General features: G+C 67.8%; 19 protein-coding genes, 1 tRNA gene and 1 riboswitch. Of the genes, 13 read left to right on the top strand and 7 right to left on the bottom strand.

From position 1 onward, the window contains the following. Positions 1–27: 27 nt before the first annotated feature. Positions 28–1,035 (bottom strand): hypothetical protein, encoded by a 1,008-nt coding sequence (locus tag IRG63_RS12530; protein ID WP_193510336.1) that lies wholly within the window; start codon positions 1,033–1,035, stop codon positions 28–30. Positions 1,036–1,212: 177 nt separating this feature from the next. After that, the gene (locus IRG63_RS12525) at positions 1,213–2,649 is read right to left on the bottom strand and encodes an NAD(P)H-quinone dehydrogenase (protein WP_168626401.1); all 1,437 of its coding nucleotides are present in this window, start codon (positions 2,647–2,649) and stop codon (positions 1,213–1,215) included. Positions 2,650–2,733: 84 nt separating this feature from the next. Between IRG63_RS12525 and IRG63_RS12520 the strand changes: the two genes are divergently transcribed. From IRG63_RS12520 to IRG63_RS12510, 3 genes are all read left to right on the top strand, one after another. Continuing rightward, positions 2,734–3,567 carry a purine-nucleoside phosphorylase gene (locus IRG63_RS12520; protein ID WP_193510335.1) on the top strand — a complete coding sequence of 278 codons (834 nt, stop codon included), beginning with the start codon at positions 2,734–2,736 and terminating at the stop codon, positions 3,565–3,567. Then, positions 3,567–5,225: a phospho-sugar mutase gene (locus IRG63_RS12515; RefSeq protein WP_193510334.1), complete on the top strand. Its 1,659-nt coding sequence runs from the start codon at positions 3,567–3,569 to the stop codon at positions 5,223–5,225. Before IRG63_RS12520 ends, IRG63_RS12515 begins: the two co-directional genes overlap by 1 nt. A gap of 127 nt (positions 5,226–5,352) precedes the next feature. Continuing rightward, positions 5,353–6,210 carry a metal-dependent hydrolase gene (locus IRG63_RS12510; protein WP_193510333.1) on the top strand — a complete coding sequence of 286 codons (858 nt, stop codon included), beginning with the start codon at positions 5,353–5,355 and terminating at the stop codon, positions 6,208–6,210. Positions 6,211–6,304: 94 nt separating this feature from the next. Here IRG63_RS12510 and cobB read toward each other — a convergent pair whose 3' ends face one another. Then, positions 6,305–7,009: a Sir2 family NAD+-dependent deacetylase gene (cobB, locus tag IRG63_RS12505; RefSeq protein WP_193510332.1), complete on the bottom strand. Its 705-nt coding sequence runs from the start codon at positions 7,007–7,009 to the stop codon at positions 6,305–6,307. A gap of 40 nt (positions 7,010–7,049) precedes the next feature. Between cobB and IRG63_RS12500 the strand changes: the two genes are divergently transcribed. The 3 genes from IRG63_RS12500 to IRG63_RS12490 all read left to right on the top strand — a co-directional run bounded on the left by IRG63_RS12500 (position 7,050) and on the right by IRG63_RS12490 (position 8,360). Continuing rightward, positions 7,050–7,121 (top strand) — tRNA-Arg (locus IRG63_RS12500). Positions 7,122–7,592: 471 nt separating this feature from the next. Then, a complete protein-coding gene (locus tag IRG63_RS12495; RefSeq protein ID WP_227412152.1) occupies positions 7,593–7,967 on the top strand; it encodes a hypothetical protein in 375 nt (124 codons plus the stop codon). A 186-nt stretch (positions 7,968–8,153) separates the two neighbouring features. Next, the gene (locus tag IRG63_RS12490) at positions 8,154–8,360 is read left to right on the top strand and encodes a hypothetical protein (protein ID WP_193510432.1); all 207 of its coding nucleotides are present in this window, start codon (positions 8,154–8,156) and stop codon (positions 8,358–8,360) included. 72 nt (positions 8,361–8,432) lie between these two features. Here the strand turns inward: IRG63_RS12490 and IRG63_RS12485 are convergent, their stop codons facing one another. Then, the gene (locus IRG63_RS12485; protein WP_349236132.1) at positions 8,433–9,185 is read right to left on the bottom strand and encodes a DUF4386 domain-containing protein; all 753 of its coding nucleotides are present in this window, start codon (positions 9,183–9,185) and stop codon (positions 8,433–8,435) included. 135 nt (positions 9,186–9,320) lie between these two features. Between IRG63_RS12485 and IRG63_RS12480 the strand changes: the two genes are divergently transcribed. Next, positions 9,321–9,701: a hypothetical protein gene (locus tag IRG63_RS12480; protein ID WP_168626394.1), complete on the top strand. Its 381-nt coding sequence runs from the start codon at positions 9,321–9,323 to the stop codon at positions 9,699–9,701. Positions 9,702–9,747: 46 nt separating this feature from the next. Here the strand turns inward: IRG63_RS12480 and IRG63_RS12475 are convergent, their stop codons facing one another. Continuing rightward, a complete protein-coding gene (locus tag IRG63_RS12475) occupies positions 9,748–10,068 on the bottom strand; it encodes a hypothetical protein (protein ID WP_168626393.1) in 321 nt (106 codons plus the stop codon). Positions 10,069–10,082: 14 nt separating this feature from the next. After that, positions 10,083–10,195, bottom strand: a riboswitch (SAM riboswitch). Between the two features lie 117 nt (positions 10,196–10,312). Here IRG63_RS12475 and IRG63_RS12470 point away from each other — a divergent pair. Together IRG63_RS12470 and IRG63_RS12465 are read left to right on the top strand one after the other, a co-directional pair. Further along, positions 10,313–11,173, top strand: coding sequence for an Fpg/Nei family DNA glycosylase (locus IRG63_RS12470; protein ID WP_193510330.1), 861 nt, complete (start codon positions 10,313–10,315; stop codon positions 11,171–11,173). A 123-nt stretch (positions 11,174–11,296) separates the two neighbouring features. Beyond that, the gene (locus tag IRG63_RS12465; protein ID WP_193510329.1) at positions 11,297–11,542 is read left to right on the top strand and encodes a hypothetical protein; all 246 of its coding nucleotides are present in this window, start codon (positions 11,297–11,299) and stop codon (positions 11,540–11,542) included. A gap of 158 nt (positions 11,543–11,700) precedes the next feature. On the opposite strand, the gene IRG63_RS12460 is transcribed toward IRG63_RS12465, so the two are convergent. Together IRG63_RS12460 and IRG63_RS12455 are read right to left on the bottom strand one after the other, a co-directional pair. Next, positions 11,701–12,564, bottom strand: coding sequence for a DUF4389 domain-containing protein (locus IRG63_RS12460; RefSeq protein ID WP_370566263.1), 864 nt, complete (start codon positions 12,562–12,564; stop codon positions 11,701–11,703). Then, positions 12,561–13,583 (bottom strand): NAD(P)-dependent alcohol dehydrogenase, encoded by a 1,023-nt coding sequence (locus IRG63_RS12455; RefSeq protein ID WP_227412151.1) that lies wholly within the window; start codon positions 13,581–13,583, stop codon positions 12,561–12,563. The genes IRG63_RS12460 and IRG63_RS12455 overlap by 4 nt, the downstream gene beginning before the upstream one ends. Before the next feature lie 131 nt (positions 13,584–13,714). Here IRG63_RS12455 and IRG63_RS12450 point away from each other — a divergent pair, with 131 nt between their 5' ends. The 4 genes from IRG63_RS12450 to IRG63_RS12435 are packed head-to-tail and all read left to right on the top strand — an operon-like array spanning position 13,715 to position 16,559. Further along, a complete protein-coding gene (locus tag IRG63_RS12450; protein WP_193510328.1) occupies positions 13,715–14,413 on the top strand; it encodes a DUF2306 domain-containing protein in 699 nt (232 codons plus the stop codon). Between the two features lie 20 nt (positions 14,414–14,433). Then, on the top strand, positions 14,434–15,558 hold the full coding sequence (locus IRG63_RS14130; protein WP_193510327.1) for a histidine kinase: 1,125 nt from the start codon (positions 14,434–14,436) through the stop codon (positions 15,556–15,558). Next, complete coding sequence (locus IRG63_RS12440; RefSeq protein WP_193510326.1) at positions 15,555–16,217, top strand: response regulator transcription factor; 663 nt, start codon at positions 15,555–15,557, stop codon at positions 16,215–16,217. The genes IRG63_RS14130 and IRG63_RS12440 overlap by 4 nt, the downstream gene beginning before the upstream one ends. Before the next feature lie 48 nt (positions 16,218–16,265). Then, positions 16,266–16,559, top strand: a complete 294-nt coding sequence (locus IRG63_RS12435) for a hypothetical protein (protein WP_168626386.1) — start codon at positions 16,266–16,268, stop codon at positions 16,557–16,559. The last annotated feature ends 9 nt before the right edge of the window (positions 16,560–16,568 follow it).

The following is a 16,568-nucleotide window of genomic DNA, read 5'->3' as shown; positions in this document are numbered from 1 at the left end:
CCGCCCGCAGGCACCCGCGAGCGCCGCTTAATTGTGCGAGCGCACGGGATAGTGCGCGTGCTCTCGCACAATTGCACGGCGCTCGGGGCGCAGCCCAGCCTCCACGAGGTGTCGGCGAAGGGATGGCAGGGATGCCGCGATTGGCCAATCCCACCGTGTGAGGCCGGGCCCGACCGCTCGAAGCCGGTTCTCGCGCTTCTTCTCCGCCATGACGATCTCGGCTGGCTCGCGACCTCCCGTGTATTGGTCGCGGAGGTACTTGCCGGCGCCGTCGAATTCGCCGATAAGGTTCGACTCGGGCCACCAGAAGTCGATTGTGCCGATCCTTCCCTTGGAATCCGAGAAGTCGACTTGAAGCTCCGGCGGCGGGAAGCCCAGCAGGTGGATCGCGACACGACTGAGAGATTCACCGGGTGAGCCACTGCGTGGGTCGGCAAACGCGAGCGCACGGCGCGTAGCAACGACACCGCGACTGGTGCGCACTCGATCCAATTCAGAGTGAAGCGTCTCGAGGTCGGTCGCCTGCCAGTCACTCGGAGCATCAAGAGGACTCGGGCTGATCGCGTGATCGGCCATTGCGACAGCGGTGCCGAAAAGGCTCGTTCGGGCGGTGTCGATCACCGTTCGCGGGAGGGGCGTCACCCACAGTCCGTCAATTTGCACGATGCCATCAGGTATCCCCTCTGAGTGGCACGCTAGGCCTTGTCGGGCTCGCCCGCCGGATGTCCGTTCATCGACGACATGCACCTCCTTCGGCCAATATCCCACCATTGGGAGACCCCAGAGCGCCGCAGCCGAAAGGTGCGAGAACACCAAGTTGCCGTCGTACGCGAGCGCGACTGCTTGGACGACGGCGAGATAGCGGGCGTCTCTGTCGAAAATACGCCAGTCGCCTTCTGGGAGGTAGACACCACGCCAGACCCGCCGCAGCGAACCCGTTTCGACCGCCCGCCGTAGGGCAGACCTCTGTCCCGGTGTGACGGCATCCGAAGCCAGGATGAAGCGCTCACGCCACGGAGCTGTGATGACGGTCATGCACCATCGTGATTCGAACTCGACCCGGCGCGGGACCGGATGCTTGGAGGCTGTGAGTCGTGCGCGCCGAGCGCGCCTGCTGAGGGCGAGAGTGCCGCTCGCCAGCGCCGCCCAATTGTTCGAGCGCGCGCGATATTGCACGAGCACTCGCACAATTGGGCGGCGCTCGGCGGCGGGTCAGCGCACGATATGCATCGCGCGCGCCGCATCCGTGATCGAGCCCGACAGCGACGGGTACACACTGAACGCGGAGGCCAGCTGGTCAACCGTGAGCCGATGCTCGATCGCGATCGCGATCGGCAGGATCAGCTCCGACGCCTTCGGCGCCACCACAACACCGCCGATGACGGTCCCAGACCCGGTGCGCGCGAACAGTTTCACGAAACCGTCCTTGATGCCCAGCATCTTCGCGCGCGGGTTCTGCGCGAGCGGCAGCTTGTAGATGTCGCCCTGGGCGAGCCCGTCCTCGATCTGCTTCTGCGACCATCCGACGGTCGCGATCTCCGGCTGGGTGAAGATGTTCGAGGTCACGTTGCGCAGCTCGGTCGGCGTCACCGCATCCCCCATCGCGTGGAAGACCGCGGTGCGACCCTGCATCGAGGCGACGGATGCGAGGGGCAGGAACCCCGAACAGTCGCCGGCAGCGTAGATGCTCGGCATCGACGTGCGCGCCACCCGGTTCACCCGGATGTGCCCCGACTCGGTCAGCTGCACGCCGGCCTCCTCCAGACCGATGTCCTGCGTGTTCGGGATCGACCCGAGCGCGAGCAGGCAGTGCGAGCCCTCGACGGTGCGACCGTCCGTGAGCGTGACAACCACGCCGTCCTCTGTGCGCTCAACCGACGCCATCCGGGACTTGGAAAGCACCGTCATGCCGTTGCGCTTGAACACGCGCTCGATGACCTGCGCGGCGTCGGCATCCTCCCCCGGCAGCACCTGGTCGCGGCTGGAGACCAGCGTCACCTTCGAGCCGAGCGCGTTGTAGGCGGACGCGAACTCCGCACCGGTCACGCCGGAGCCGACGACGATGAGCCGCTCCGGCACCTCGTCGAGCGAGTAGACCTGAGTCCACGTGAGGATGCGCTCGCCGTCCGGCTGCGCGGTCGGCGCGATGCGCGGCGTTGATCCGGTCGAGACGACGATGGTGTCGGCGTCAACGGCGTCGAAGTCGACGCGCTTCTTACCGCTGCCGGTCGACACCACGATGCGCTGCGGGCCGTCGAGCCGGCCGTCGCCCTGGATGATCCGCACGCCGGCGCGAAGGAGGGTCTGGGTCATGTCCTCGGACTGCTTGGATGCGAGGGTCAGCAGCCGCCGGTTCACCGCGGCCAGGTTGACTGCGACCTCGGGCTTCTGCGCCAGGCCGCTGTCCCCCTTCACGAAGAACTGCACACCCAGGTCGACCGACCCCTCGACCGCCTTCGCCGCCTCGGCGGTGGCGATAAGTGTCTTGGATGGCACGACGTCCGTCAGCACCGCCGACCCGCCGACCCCGACGCGCTCGACCACGGTGACCTCCGCGCCGAGCTGCGCGGCAGTCAGCGCCGCCTCATACCCCCCGGGGCCTCCACCGAGAATCGCGATCCGTTGTTTGCGCTCGAACTCGTAGGCCATGTGACCATTCTTCCCCAGTCGCGGGGCGGCTTGCGGCCACCAGCATCCGGATGCCGCGAAGGACGGTTCATTTAGAGTGGTGCAATGATCAACGAACACTCGAATCCGCTGGACGATCCGGCCGCGAATCCCTTCGACGTCGCGCGCCAGGCGGCCGAACAGATAGCGGAGCGCACCGGCGTCGAGCAGCACGACATCGCGCTGACGCTCGGCAGCGGCTGGGCGAAAGCGGCGGACCTCATCGGCGAGACCACCGTCACCTTCCCCGCGACCGACATCGCCGGCTTCAGCAAGCCGGCGCTCGAGGGCCACGTCGGGTCGCTGCGCTCACTTCTCCTCCCCAGCGGCAAGCGAGCGCTGATCATCGGCGCACGCACGCACTATTACGAGGGCCACGGCGTCCGCCGGGTGGCGCACAGCGTGCGCACGGCGGCCGCGACCGGCGCGAAGGTGATGATCCTCACCAACGGCGCCGGCGGCATCCGGGAGTCCTGGAAGCCAGGGCAGCCGGTGCTGATCAGCGACCACATCAACCTCACCGCCGACTCTCCGCTCGAGGGTGCGACGTTCGTCGACCTGACCGACCTCTACTCCTCCCGACTGCGCGCGCTCGCCAAGTCGGTCGACCCCGGCCTCGACGAGGGTGTGTACGTGCAGTTCCGCGGCCCGCACTACGAGACGCCGGCTGAGGTGCAGATGGCGAAGGCCATCGGCGGCCACATCGTCGGCATGTCGACCGCGCTCGAGGCGATCGCAGCGCGCGAAGCTGGCATGGAGGTGCTGGGCATGTCGCTCATCACGAACCTGGCGGCGGGCATCCAGACCACGCCGCTCAGCCATGCGGAGGTCATCGAGGCCGGGCGCACCGCCGAGCCGGTGATCAGCGCGCTGCTCGCCAAGATCGTGGCGGAGCTTTGATGGAGGCGCAGAGCACCGACCAGCTGCTCGCGGCCGCCCGCGCCTGGGCGGACCAGGATCCGGATGCCGAGACCCGCGCCGAACTGAACGGGCTGATCGCGGATGCCGAGGCCGACAACGAGCGCGCCCTCGCCGAGCTGAACAATCGGTTCAGCACGCGCCTGGAATTCGGCACCGCCGGCCTGCGCGGCGAGCTCGCGGCCGGCCCGAACCGGATGAACCGGGTCGTCGTCGCGCAAGCGGCCGCCGGCCTCGCCGCCTATCTGCTCGCGAGTAACCCGCAGCCGAGTGTCGTGGTCGGCTACGACGGGCGCAAGAACTCCCGGGTGTTCGCCACCGACACCACCGAGCTGATGGCCGGCGCCGGGGTGCGCGCGATCCTGCTGCCGCGGCTGCTGCCCACCCCGGTGCTCGCGTTCGCGGTGCGGCACCTCGATGTGAGCGCGGGCGTGATGGTCACTGCGAGCCACAACCCGCCCCGCGACAACGGCTACAAGGTCTACCTCGGCGGAGCCGACGAGGGCTCTCAGATCGTCTCGCCCGCCGACCAGGAGATCGAGCAGCACATCCTCCGGGTAGCGCTCGGCAGCGTCGCCGACCTGCGCCGATCGAACGACTATGAGATCGCCGATGAGTCCGTCATCGACGAGTACGTCCGCCGCACGGCCGGTGTTGTGAAGCATCCGGGTTCCGTGAAAGCCGTCTACACGGCGATGCACGGCGTCGGATGGGAAACCAGCCGCCGCGTGTTCGCCGCGGCGGGCTTCGGCGAACCGACGGTCGTGGCCGAGCAGAGCGAGCCGGACCCAGCCTTCCCGACCGTTGCCTTCCCGAACCCGGAGGAGCCGGGCGCGCTTGACCTGTCCTTCGCCACCGCGACCAGGGTCGGTGCGGAGCTGATCATCGCGAACGATCCGGATGCCGACCGACTGGCGGTGGCAATTCCGGATGCCGATGGCTGGCGCCGCCTGACCGGCAACGAGGTGGGTGCGCTGCTGGGCTGGCGCGCGGCGGAGGCGGCGGGTGGACGCGGCACCATGGCCTGCTCGCTCGTCAGCTCGACCGCGCTCGCCGAGGTCGCCCGCCAGTACGGGCTGGGGTTCACCGACACGCTGACCGGGTTCAAGTGGGTCTCGCGGGTGCCGGATCTTGTATTCGGCTACGAGGAGGCGCTCGGCTACCTTGTCGACCCCGACAAGGTCCGCGACAAGGACGGCATCTCGGCCGCAGCCGCGTTCCTCGACCTGGTGTCCGAGTTGAAGGCGCAGGGGCTCACCATCGCCGACCAGCTGCGTGCGTTCGCGGAGAAGTTCGGGGCGTTCGCATCCGGCCAGGTGTCGGTGCGGGTCACAGACCTCGCGGAGATCCCGCGCGTCATGCAGCGGCTGCGGTCGACGCCGCCGGATGCGATCGGCGGGGTTGCGATCGAGCGGGTCGACGACTTCTTGGGCGGCTTCGGCGACTACCCGGCCAGCGACATCCTGCGCTACTGGCTGGCCGACGGGTCGCGGGTGATCGTGCGTCCGAGCGGGACCGAGCCGAAGCTCAAGGTGTATCTGGATGCCTCGAGCACCGAGGGCACTGCGGAGGAGCGGATGGCGACCGCGCAGGCCGCGGTGCTGGCGCTTGAGGCGGGCGTGCGTCCGCTGCTCGCGTGAGCCACGGTGGGCGAGCCTGTCGAGACCAGCCCGTGGACACCCCGGAAGTGAACTAGCCCGACGTTGCGCCCGCTTGTTATCGATGCGGGCGCTACAGCGGGCGCATCGATAACAAACTGGAGCAACGTTGACACTGCCCACTACCGACACAATCGTCACGTACCCGGCCGGGGCGACATCCGGCACCGCGACCGTGCTGCATGTTGAACCCGTCGATGCCGGCTTCGCGGTGCTCCTCGACCGCACGCCGGTGCACCCGGTGGATGCCGGCTGGCCCGACCAGGCCGCCGACCGGGCGGTGATCCGCTGGGAGGGTGGCGAGGCATCCGTCAGCGACGCCATCGTCGCGGCGACCGACAGTGCGGCGCTGCACTTCGGCGGCGACATTCCGGTGCGCAAGGGCACCGAGGGCTGGGCGTTCGTGGTCGCGCACCTGGTTCCGGATGCGCCGGTGGAGGGCACCGAGGTCACGGTCGAGGTGGACGGCGACTACCGCCGGGCGCTGTCGGTCGGGCACACCGGGTGCCACCTCGCGTCCCTCGCCCTGAACCGGGCGATGACCGACCGCTGGCGCAAGGAGGTGCGCCCGGATGCGCTGGGAGCACCGAACTTCGACGCCGAGGCGAACGAGACCTCGACCATCGTCCCGCACGGCTCGGTCGACACCTACCGGCTCGGCAAGGCGCTGCGCAAGCGCGGCTTCACCACCGACGGGCTCGCGGACGACCTGCCCGCGATTCAGGATGCGGTGAACGCGGCTCTTGCGGGCTGGATCGCGACCGCTGCGCCCATCCGGATCGACCGCGACGGCGAGCACCTGACCGATCGGCGGTCGTGGGTGGCCGAGCTGGTCGACGGTGAGGCGAGCATCCCGTGCGGCGGAACGCACGCGACATCCCTCGCCGAGTTGGAGGGACTGCGCGCGACGCTCACGCTCGACGAGGTCGAAGGCGGGCTGCAGCTGACGATGACCACCGTCATCTAGCGGACCTCCCGCCCCGCCATCGAGTCGGGAGTAGTTGCCCTTATGCCAGCGCTCAATTGGGCAACTACTCCCGACTCAATGGACAGCTGAACACTCAGGCGAGGAGCTCGTCGACCCAGGCCGGAACCTGCTCGGTGGCCGGACCCAGCCGCACCTCATCGAACGCCGAGTTCACCTCCGAGGGTTCAAGGTTGAGCTCGACGGTGTGCGCACCCGCGTTCACTGCGGTCGCGACGAAGCCGGCGGCCGGGTAGACGTTGCCGGATGTCCCAATCGCGGCGAAGAGGTCGCACGCCTCGAGCGCGTCGAAGATCGCGTCGAGCTCGAGCGGCATCTCACCGAACCACACGACGTGCGGCCGCAGGGTGCCGGTGGCGCCGCATCCGGGGCAGCGATCCTCGGTCCGGATGTCGCCGCTGATCTCGTGCACGACCTCGCAGCGCGTGCAGCGCATCCGGAGCAGTTCCCCGTGCATGTGCAGCACATTGCGGGACCCGGCGCGCTCGTGCAGGTCGTCGATGTTCTGGGTGATGAGCAGCAGGTCGCCGGGATGCTCGGCCTCGAGCCGGGCGAGCGCGAGGTGCGCGGCATTCGGATGCACGTCGCCGCTGACGAGCTGCCGTCGCCGTTCGTTGTAGAACCGGTGGACCAGTTCCGGGTTGCGGGCGAATCCCTCCGGGGTGGCGACGTCCTCAATGCGGTGTTCCTCCCACAGACCGTCGGCGGCGCGGAAGGTGCGGATGCCCGATTCGGCCGACACGCCGGCCCCGGTGAGGATGACGATGCGTCGAGGGGCCATGCATCCATTGTTGTCGACCCCGCTAGACTCGATGCCGCCTGCCTCTGTAGCTCAATGGAAGAGCAGTTCCGTCCTAAGGAAAGGGTTGGGGGTTCGAGTCCCTCCAGGGGCACTTCCGTTGACGCAGCCCAGCCTGCGAAACAATCGCGGCCGTCCCTCTGCCTCAGTAACCGGCCTCGGTCGCCGCCCCGCGCTCGTGCCGTTCGCGCGCGAACAACTCGTGCTGGACATCCGACCGAGCGCGGGAGGAGGATCGGGACCATGGACGGGCACGGTCCGCTCGCCGAAAGACGATCAGCGGCGGCCAAGCACGACCGGCGACGGCCGGGGCGGCGTTTCAGTTCGCACGGAACGCCCAAGAGCGCGCTGACCCGCCCGATGGCGCTGACGTTCGCCCAGTCTTGGCGCGTCGGCGCGCCGGCCGCACTCGACGTCCAGTCTTGGACTTCCTCGCGAGTACCGCACGACAGGGGAATCGGCCATGGTCGGCAACTGCGGCCCGGCCGAATGGGGGCACTTCACCCAACAGCGATTGCTGAAGGGTGGCTCGCCCAGATACGGGCCCATCGGAAAGGAAGAGAACATGCCCAAGACATCGAAGAGCAACGCCTCGGAAACCGTTGAGATGGAGGGCTACGAGGGTCACCTGGAGAAGTTCGAGGGGGGCTACACGGTGTCCTTCGAGAAGTACACCGCCGACGCCGACCTCACCGAGTTCTTCAAGGGCCTGCCGAACGACCAATGCCAGGCAGCCCACTGGGGATACGTTCTGACCGGCAAAGTGACGTACAAAACCGCCTCTGGCGACGAGACCTACGAGGCCGGCGATGCCTACTACGTCCCGCCGGGTCACACCCCGGTGCTCCATGCCGGCACTGAAATCGTCGAATTCAGCCCCACTGAGCAGCTGCAGCAGACCCTCGACGTGGTCGGAAAGAACATGGAAGCCGCCACCTAGCTTTCGGGATGGAGCGCCGCCGAGCGGGCTCTGCCATGGTGTGACTCCACGCCGCCGTCCGCCGCCTCTATCGGCGACCTCGGTCGGCGCCTCCCGGTGGCGCGGGTCACCTCAGTCGCCCGTAGGTTCCAAATCTCCGACTTGCGATGGATGTGCTGACCGAACCGGGGTCACTACCGTGAGGGCATGGCTAATGACAGTCAGGGCAACGGCTCCGTCATGGCGACCGGCTTGGGCATCGGGGTGGCCATGGGCGCGGCCCTCGGCGCATCCATGGACAACATGGGGCTGGGTCTGGCAATGGGGATCGCTATCGGCGCCGGCCTCGGGGCAGCGTTCGGTAAGCGGTCCAAGCCAGGAGGATCGTCGAACGACGAATCGAATAGCGACTGAAGCACCCCGCTGCTTAGGTACGGCCGAACCAATCCTCACCCCTGGCCGGGAGCAGATGCTCTGCTGCTGGCATCACGAGATGTCGCCATTCGATACCAGGCCTGGTCCAGTCGAGCGACCCGCGTCTCTCTCGTCGAAGCCCAGCGACGCCAGCGCCAATGGATTGAAGCCTCGGAACGTCATCCACAGCCCGATGGAAAGCTCCCAGAAGAAGATCGGCGCCAGCGCGACCGCGCCGAATAGCGGCTGGTCGTCGAATCCGAAGATCCGCGCCGTCACGGATGCGAGCAGCAGCGGTGCCCCGATCAGTCCCAACGCCGGAATCACGCGCGGCACCAGCCGCGACCGGTACAGAACGTAGCCGAACAGCAGTGCGTTCAGGGCGGGGACAAAACCCGGCCCGAAGATCGCTGTCTGGTCGCGAATCTCGACCAGCGCCTGTCCGACCGCGACCATCGCAAGGTCGTCCTCAGACCCGCTGCCGGTGCCGGCCACCCGCAGGTTCACGATCGTGACCAGCGCCAGCACGCCGACGATCATCACCGCCGCCTCGTAGAGCCGGGTCGTCACGAAGCCCAATGACGCGCCCTCGCTCTGCCGCCTGATCACCGGGTAGACCGCGACGGCGGTTCCGATGCCGGCCAGCGCGGTGAGCATCTCAAGGAATGCGCCGAGGATTATCCGGGTGTCGGCCCCGCCCGCGCTGACGATGTAGTTCGGGTCGGTCAGCACCGGCTCGTAGAGGAAGAACGCGGGAATCGAGAAGGCGAAAGTCAGGAGGTAGAAGATCCCGGCCGCTAGCGCCAGGCGCCTGGTTCTGGTCACGGTGGAAGTGTCCTTTCGCAGCTCGCGGCTGGCGTCATCACCTTCCGCTACGGACATTCTCGTGAAGCGACGGATGCGCGCACCAGATCGGCGGCGGAAAGAGGCGCCGCGCAGCCCCGCCGCTAAGCTGACCGCGTGACCCACAGCTCGCCATACTCCCCGGCCCCGTCCAACCTCAGCCCCACAGTCGAGACCGCGGTTCGACCGGCCGGCAACCCGCTGGGCGTCGCAGCCGCTGGAGTCGCCGGCCTGATGCTCGTCGTCGGCGTCGTCTTCCAGTTCCTGTACCTAAGCGCCGTGGTCGCCGGCGACATCGCTGCGTTGCAACTGATGACGCCCATCCGCACCTTCGTCAGCATCGCCTTGGCGGTGCTGACGGTCATCCTCGGCGGAATCGCGCTCGCGCTGCCGGGGCGCAGGAAGGTCCTCGCGGCGATGGCTCTGGGGGCCGGGGTTTTCGCGCTGGTGACCCTCATTTCCACCGCGTTGACCAGCTTCAGCTACGCGATGTTCTGATCCGCCACAACCCAACGCCCATCAGCGCCGGTTGCCGTCGCGCCCGCTAGAGCGGTTCGTCGGCCACATTGAAGCTTCGCATTCCGACGATCAGCAGGTGGAATCGCGAGTGGATGCTCACCGGGTCTCCTGGCGAGAGCGCGGCGGCCAGGTCGTGGTGGTTCCAGTAGGTTTCGGAGCGACCGTCGAGGTACTCGACATCGACACGACCGCCCTCCACCGCACGGACGATCGCATCCTGCAAGAACTCCGGAGAGCGGTGGGCAGCCGACCAGTGGATCGCGTGGATGTGATGCCCCGGTCGATAGAGACGGCACGGCTCATCGTTGACGCAAAGAAATGTGTTGGTGTGGGTGAGGTCTTCCATTGGGACTCCCAAGTTGATCGCGGTTCCCTAGCCGGGCGGCATGGGCAGGTCTTCCTCCGGGGGCACCGTGCGCGTCGCGCGGTTGCCTCTCCCGCATGCCGGAGGACTTTCGCGGGAGATCTTGACCAACATCAACGTATCGGCGGCCACCGACATCCGAGGCAGCTTTGCTCGTTGGTCAGTCGGCGCGGTCTGGGCACCGGCCTCTGGACGGATGTCGGCAGGTGGCAGAAGACTGGGGGGCATGCCCGAACTCCCCGAGGTACACGCGCTCGCGGCCGACCTTGAAGGACGCCTCCGCGACCGGGTTGTCGCACGGCTCGACCTTCTGTCGTTCGCGGCGCTGAAGACGTTCGATCCGCCCACGTCGGCGCTGGACGGCCAGGTCATCCACTCGGTCACCCGGCAGGGGAAGTTCCTCGACCTGAACATCGGCGACCTGCACCTGGTGATGCATCTGGCCAGAGCCGGCTGGGTGCGGTGGAATGACGGCACCCGCCCCGCCCCGGCCCGCAGCCCGAAAAGCCCGCTCGCCGCCCAGCTGCTGCTTGACGACGGCACCGGTCTCGACATCACCGAGGCCGGCACCAAGAAGAGCCTCGCGATCTACCTGGTCGAGCAGCCGACTCAGGTCCCCGGCATTGCCAGGCTCGGACCCGATCCCCTCAGCGACGGCTTCACCCTCGCGGCCTTCCAACGCATCCTTGCCGCCGCCGGCCGCGCGCAGATCAAGGGAGTCCTGCGCAACCAGTCCACCATCGCGGGCATCGGCAACGCCTACTCAGACGAAATCCTGCACGTGGCGAAGATGTCCCCTTTCAAGCCCGCGGCGATGAGCCCGGACGACGCAGACCGCCTCTTCGACGCCATCCAGACGACCCTGCGCGAGGCGATCTCGCGCTCAGAGGGCCTTGCCGCATCCGAGCTCAAGAAGGAAAAGAAGTCCGGGATGCGCGTGCACGGCCGAACCGGCGAGCCATGCCCGGTCTGCGGCGACACCGTGCGGCAGGTAATCTTCGCGGACTCCACCCTGCAGTACTGCCCGACCTGCCAGACCGGCGGCAAACCGCTCGCCGACCGCGTGCTATCGCGCCTGCTGAAATAGCCACGGCCAGTCCCAGCGAGGCACTGCGGGGGCTGCGTGCATCCGCCGCGCCGCGCACTACGACCGTTGGCGACGTGTCAGAATGATCGGTTCTTCAACCGTCGATCAGAAGAGGTCACACCGATGGGACGCAGCGACGCGGTCTTGCGAATACTGAGCGAGTACGACCCGTTCGGGTTGGAGCCCGGCCGGGTTGCACCCGAAGACGAGTACCGGCTGGAGGCAGACGAAATTGCCACCATCCTGCGTTCAAGCCGACGCATCACCATCGAGGAATTCAGGGCGGTTGGCCTCAAATGGTTCAGCGATCCGGACTGGTTCGGTGTCGACACCGAGGACGCGGTCGCAGCCATCAACGCGCTCGTCTGATGTCGTCGCGGCCGTAGTTCCGATGAGGTTCGTGCCATACGACGGCGACCGTTCGGCCTCTGATGGCACAAACGTCCTCGGAAGGTGGCAAGTACTACTGTCAACTGCTGTCCCACCTCAGCACACGCGTAGTGCGCTGAGGTGGGACAGCGAGTGGGTCAGCGGTACGCGGGTTCCAGCGGCCCCTGATCGAGCCGGAACGGCGGGTAGTCGTCCCGCAGCAGCGATGTGTAGGAGTAGACCCGGTAGATCCAGCGGTGGATGCCCATCACCAGGTTGAACAGGCCGGAGTTGTAGACGCCGGTGAACAGCAGGATGAGCGCGGCGATGAACACCAGGAGGCCGACCAGTCCGCCAACGCCCGGGCCGTCGGAGAACACCCACAGCAGACCGGCCAGGATGCCGACGATGATCAGGTGCGGCAATGCGAGCAGCCACGACTTGACCAGCACCTTCCAGCGGGACAGCCGGTCGGGGTAGGCCACGTCGAACGTCGCCGGGAAGTCGGCGCGGGCGAGCGTGAATGGCGGGTACTGATCGGTGGCGAGCACTCCGGTGGCGTAGAACACGACGCGCCAGTTCCAGCGGAGCACACCGACGACGAACTCGAACAAGGACGCCGGGTAGCGGCCGGTGAACAGGATCGCCAGACCGGATGCCAGCACCACAATTGGGAACGCCGCCCAGAGGATGGCGAGCACGATGTAGTGCGGGAAAGCCAGCAGCCACTTCACCAGCCACATGCCGCGGGACAGCGCTGGGTCCAGCTGGCCCTCGAGCCGAGTCGGGTAGCCGTCGGGGGCGATCGGTGTGGAGCGGATGCTCCGGCCCAGCCCGACCGCACCGAACAGGATAAGTGCGACACTGGCGGCGAGTGCGCCGATTCCCCAGCCGAGGAGGTCGATATCGCCGAGGAGCCGGTGCGACCCTCCGGCGCCGAGCACGCCGGCGATGAGGAGGAACATGTGCAGGCCGCTCATTCTCAGGCGGCGGGGGTCGGTTTCGGGTGCGGGGATGGTCATGAGTTCTGTCCTTGATGGTTGTTGTCGGGGGTGGAGATGCGCAGCACGACGTTGCCCTTCTTGCGTCCGGTGTCGACGTAGCGGTGCGCTTCGACGGTGCCGGCGAGGTCGTAGGTGCGGTCGATGACCGCCTGGTAGCGGCCGGATTCGGCGAGGCTGACGATGTAGGCCAGGTCGTCGGCGCGGTACTTGCCGAGGTTCGGGATGACGCGCTTGCCGCTCTTGCGGCTCTGCCCGCGCGCCTTGAGCATCCCCTTGAGGTCGATGATCACCAGCAGCAGGGCGCCGCCGGGCTTGATCGACGATTCGACCCGCTCGAACGGGGCGTTGCCGACGCAATCGACGATGACGTCGTATTCCTTGCCTTCGGCGGTGAAATCATCCGTTGTGTAGTCGATGACACGGTCGGCGCCGAGCGAGGTGACCAGTTCCCGGTTCGCTCCGCTGGTGACGCCGGTGACATGCGCGCCCAGGTTTTTGGCCAGCTGCACCGTCGCGGTTCCGACGGCACCGGATGCGCCGTTGACGAGCACGGTGTCGCCCGGCTTGATCGCGACCTGGTTCAGGGACTCTCGGGCGGTGCTGCCGCCGAACGGGAGCGTCACCGCCTGCTCGAAGCTCATGTTGGAGGGGGCGCGGGTGATGGCGCCGTCCGCGGCGACGCAGGCGTACTCGGCGTGGCCGCCGAACTTGCCGCCCATCATGGCGATCACCCGGTCGCCCGGAGTGAAGCTGGTGACGTCGGCGCCGACCGCTTCGACGACGCCGGCGACATCCATTCCCAGGATGTGGTTGCGGGGGCGGAAGACGCCCAGGCCGAAGGCGGCCATGAGGCCGAGTCCGGCAGGAATGTCGCGGCTGCGGGAGCGGTGGTCGGCCACGCTGACGGTGCTGGCGTGGACCTTGATGAGGACTTCGCCCGCCTTCGGGGTCGGCTTGCGGACCGTCTCGACCTGCACGACCTCGGGGGGGCCGAACTTGCGGTACACGGCCGCTGTCATGGTGGTGTTCGTTGTCATGGTTCGATTTTTGTCCGCCCTCGAACGGCTGACATCGGCAGATCGGCCTGATTCCGATCAGCCGAAAGTACGGTTTCCGGCTCGTCCGCTCTCCCGATGTCGTGGCCGGGCAATCAAGCGAGCATCGGGGTATGACTTCCCGAATCACCATCACCCGCACGAGCGCGGGGCAGCCCCAGCGTGACCGAACAAAGCAGCGCAGCGGCTGGCTTGCCGCATCCGGCCTCATCCTGCTCAGCCTGATCCCGGTGATCGCCGGCATGTTCCGGCTCACCCAGCTGGCAGGCGGCGCCATCACCGCGGACAACGCTCGCTTCTTCGCCTCGTCGATTCCGGTGATCGCCCACATCGTGGGGGCGACGGTGTACTGCCTGCTCGGGGCGTTCCAGTTCGTCCCCGCGCTGCGCCGCAGGCGCAGCTGGCATCGCATCGCCGGGCTGGTCCTGATCCCCGCCGGCTTCGTCGCCGCCTTCTCCGGCCTATGGATGGCGGCCTTCTACTCGTTCCCCGGTGGCGACAGCGCGCTGCTCATGGTGATCCGCCTGGCCTTCGGTTCGGCGATGGTGGCCTGCCTCGTACTCGGGATCACCAGCATCCGGCGCCGCGACTTCGTCGCGCACGGCGCCTGGATGACGCGCGCCTACGCCCTCGGCATCGCCGCCGGAACCCAGGCCCTGGTCTTCGCGGTGTGGATCCTCGCCGTCGGACCGGTCGACAGCCTGACCGACGCGCTGCTCATGGGCGCAGCCTGGGTGATCAACGCCGGCGTCGCGGAGTTCGTGATCCTTCGACGTGCGCGTCTAGCCCGGGCATCCGGGGCCGCACGCTGATGCGCTCCTATCATGAGGACGTGACCGGACTCCTGCGTTCAGCGTGGAACGCGCCAGGCGCAGCTCCCCCACCGCCGCGGCGCGTGTGGCGGGACTGGGTGCTGGTGGCGTTGGTCGTTGTGGCCGCGGCGCTCGAGGCGACGCTGCGCACCGACCTGACCCAGCCGCTGGTGGCCGCGATCCTCGTTATCGCTTCTGCCCCGACCCTGCTGTGGCGACGGACGCGGCCGCTGCTCATGCTCGCGATCACGTTCGGCACCACGGCACTCGCGTCCGTGTTCCTCGGCGACTCCCTCCTCTACACGAGCGGGTTCGTCCTCTTCACGCTCTACGCGCTGTTCCGGTGGGGCAATGGGCACGCTCTGGTGATCGGATCCGGCATCCTCCTCGCCAGCTTGGTTGTGTCCGCGTTGACCGGCACAGTGTTGGGCGACCTCATCGGGGAAGCCGCATTCTTCGCCATTGTGGTCACCCTCGCCTTCGCTCTCCGCTTCAGGGCCCGCGCCCGGATGCGTGAACTGGATGGCGCCAGGCTGATGGAACGCGAGATGCTGGCCCGCGACCTGCACGACACGGTCGCCCACCACGTGTCCGCGATTGCGATCCGCGCCCAGGCCGGGTTGGCGACCGCAGCCCTGAAGCCGGATGCTGCGACCGATGCCCTCCGCGTGATCGAGGCTGAGGCATCCAGAACTCTGGCCGAGATGCGCTCGATGGTTCGCGTGCTGCGGCAGGGCGAGGCGCCAGAGCTGGCGCCAGGCCGCACGCTCGCCGACATCGAGCAGCTCGCGAGCGAAGAAGCGGCCGGGCCACGCGTCGAGGTGCGGATCACTGGTGACACCGAAAGCATCCCGCCGACGGTGGCCGCCGCGGTGTACCGGATGGCGCAGGAGTCGGTGACGAATGCCCGGCGGCACGCGCGGGGAGCATCCCTCATCAAGGTCGTTGTGCAGGCGGACGCGGGCGGAGTGCAGCTCACCGTGACCAACGACGGTGAGGTGGCGCCGGCGACCACGCCAGGTTACGGCATCACCGGAATGATGGAACGCGCCGCGCTGCTTGGCGGCACCTGCCAGTCCGCCCGCGCGCCGGGCGGCGGATGGGTCGTCACCGCGGTGCTCCCTCGTGTTGGATGGACCACATGAGAATCCGCGTGCTCATCGCCGACGACCAGGAGCTGGTTCGCACGGGGCTCAGCATGATCCTCGACGCCCAGCCGGACATCGAGGTGGTGGGCCAGGCATCCGACGGCGACCAGGCAGTGGCGCTCGCCCGCAGCCTGCGCCCGGATGTGTGCCTGTTCGACATCCAGATGCCCGGCATCGACGGCATCGAGGCGACCCGCACCATCGCCGGGCCCGGCGTCGAGGACCCGATGAACGTCGTGATCATCACAACCTTCGACCTCGACGAGTACGTCTACGCCGCCCTGCGCGCAGGCGCGAAAGGCTTCCTGCTGAAGGACGCTGGCTCCGAGCTGCTCGGACAGGCGGTGCGCGCCGCGGCCAGCGGCGACGCCCTCATCGCCCCCAACGTCACCGTGCGCTTGCTCGAAACCTTCGCGAGTACCGCTCCCGCCGCGCCTCTGCCGCAACCGGTCGAGCCGCTCACCGAGCGAGAGGAGCAGGTGCTCGCTGCTGTTGCCCGGGGCCTCAGCAACAGCGAGATCGCCGCCGAGCTGTACATCACCCTGAGCACGGTGAAGACTCACGTCGCGAGCCTGATGACGAAGCTGTCCGCGCGCAACCGGGTTGAGATTGCGATCTGGGCGTACCAGACCAAGCGGGTGTCGGCGCGGTCGTAGTTCCGCGAGTGCTACGGGACGGTGGTCGGTTGGCTGTAGGTTCAGCGCATGGCGAGTTCTGCTCAGGCGAATCCGTATCTGAAGGCGCTGCTCCACATAGGGTGGGTGACCCTCACGCTGGCGGTGTTGTTCGCCATGGCGGGAGCGAGCGAGGCGTCCTACTTCGGCGCAAGCGCCGGGGCCACTCAGTTTGCGATCGCCGCGTGGCTGGCAAGCGTGGGCAGCCTGGCGATGCTGCTCTGGCTGTTCGCCGGAGCGATCGTCTGGCGGCCAGGCACGCGGCCGCGCGCGCGTCCGCGTTCCGACGCGCGCAGCTCGAAGTCCGTCTGGGGCGCCGACTGACGCATCCCG

Source organism: Cryobacterium sp. BB736 (genome assembly GCF_014980265.1).
GTDB lineage: Bacteria > Actinomycetota > Actinomycetes > Actinomycetales > Microbacteriaceae > Terrimesophilobacter.
The sequence above is the reverse complement of the archived record's forward strand: the minus strand, read 5'-3'. Positions and strand labels throughout refer to the sequence as shown.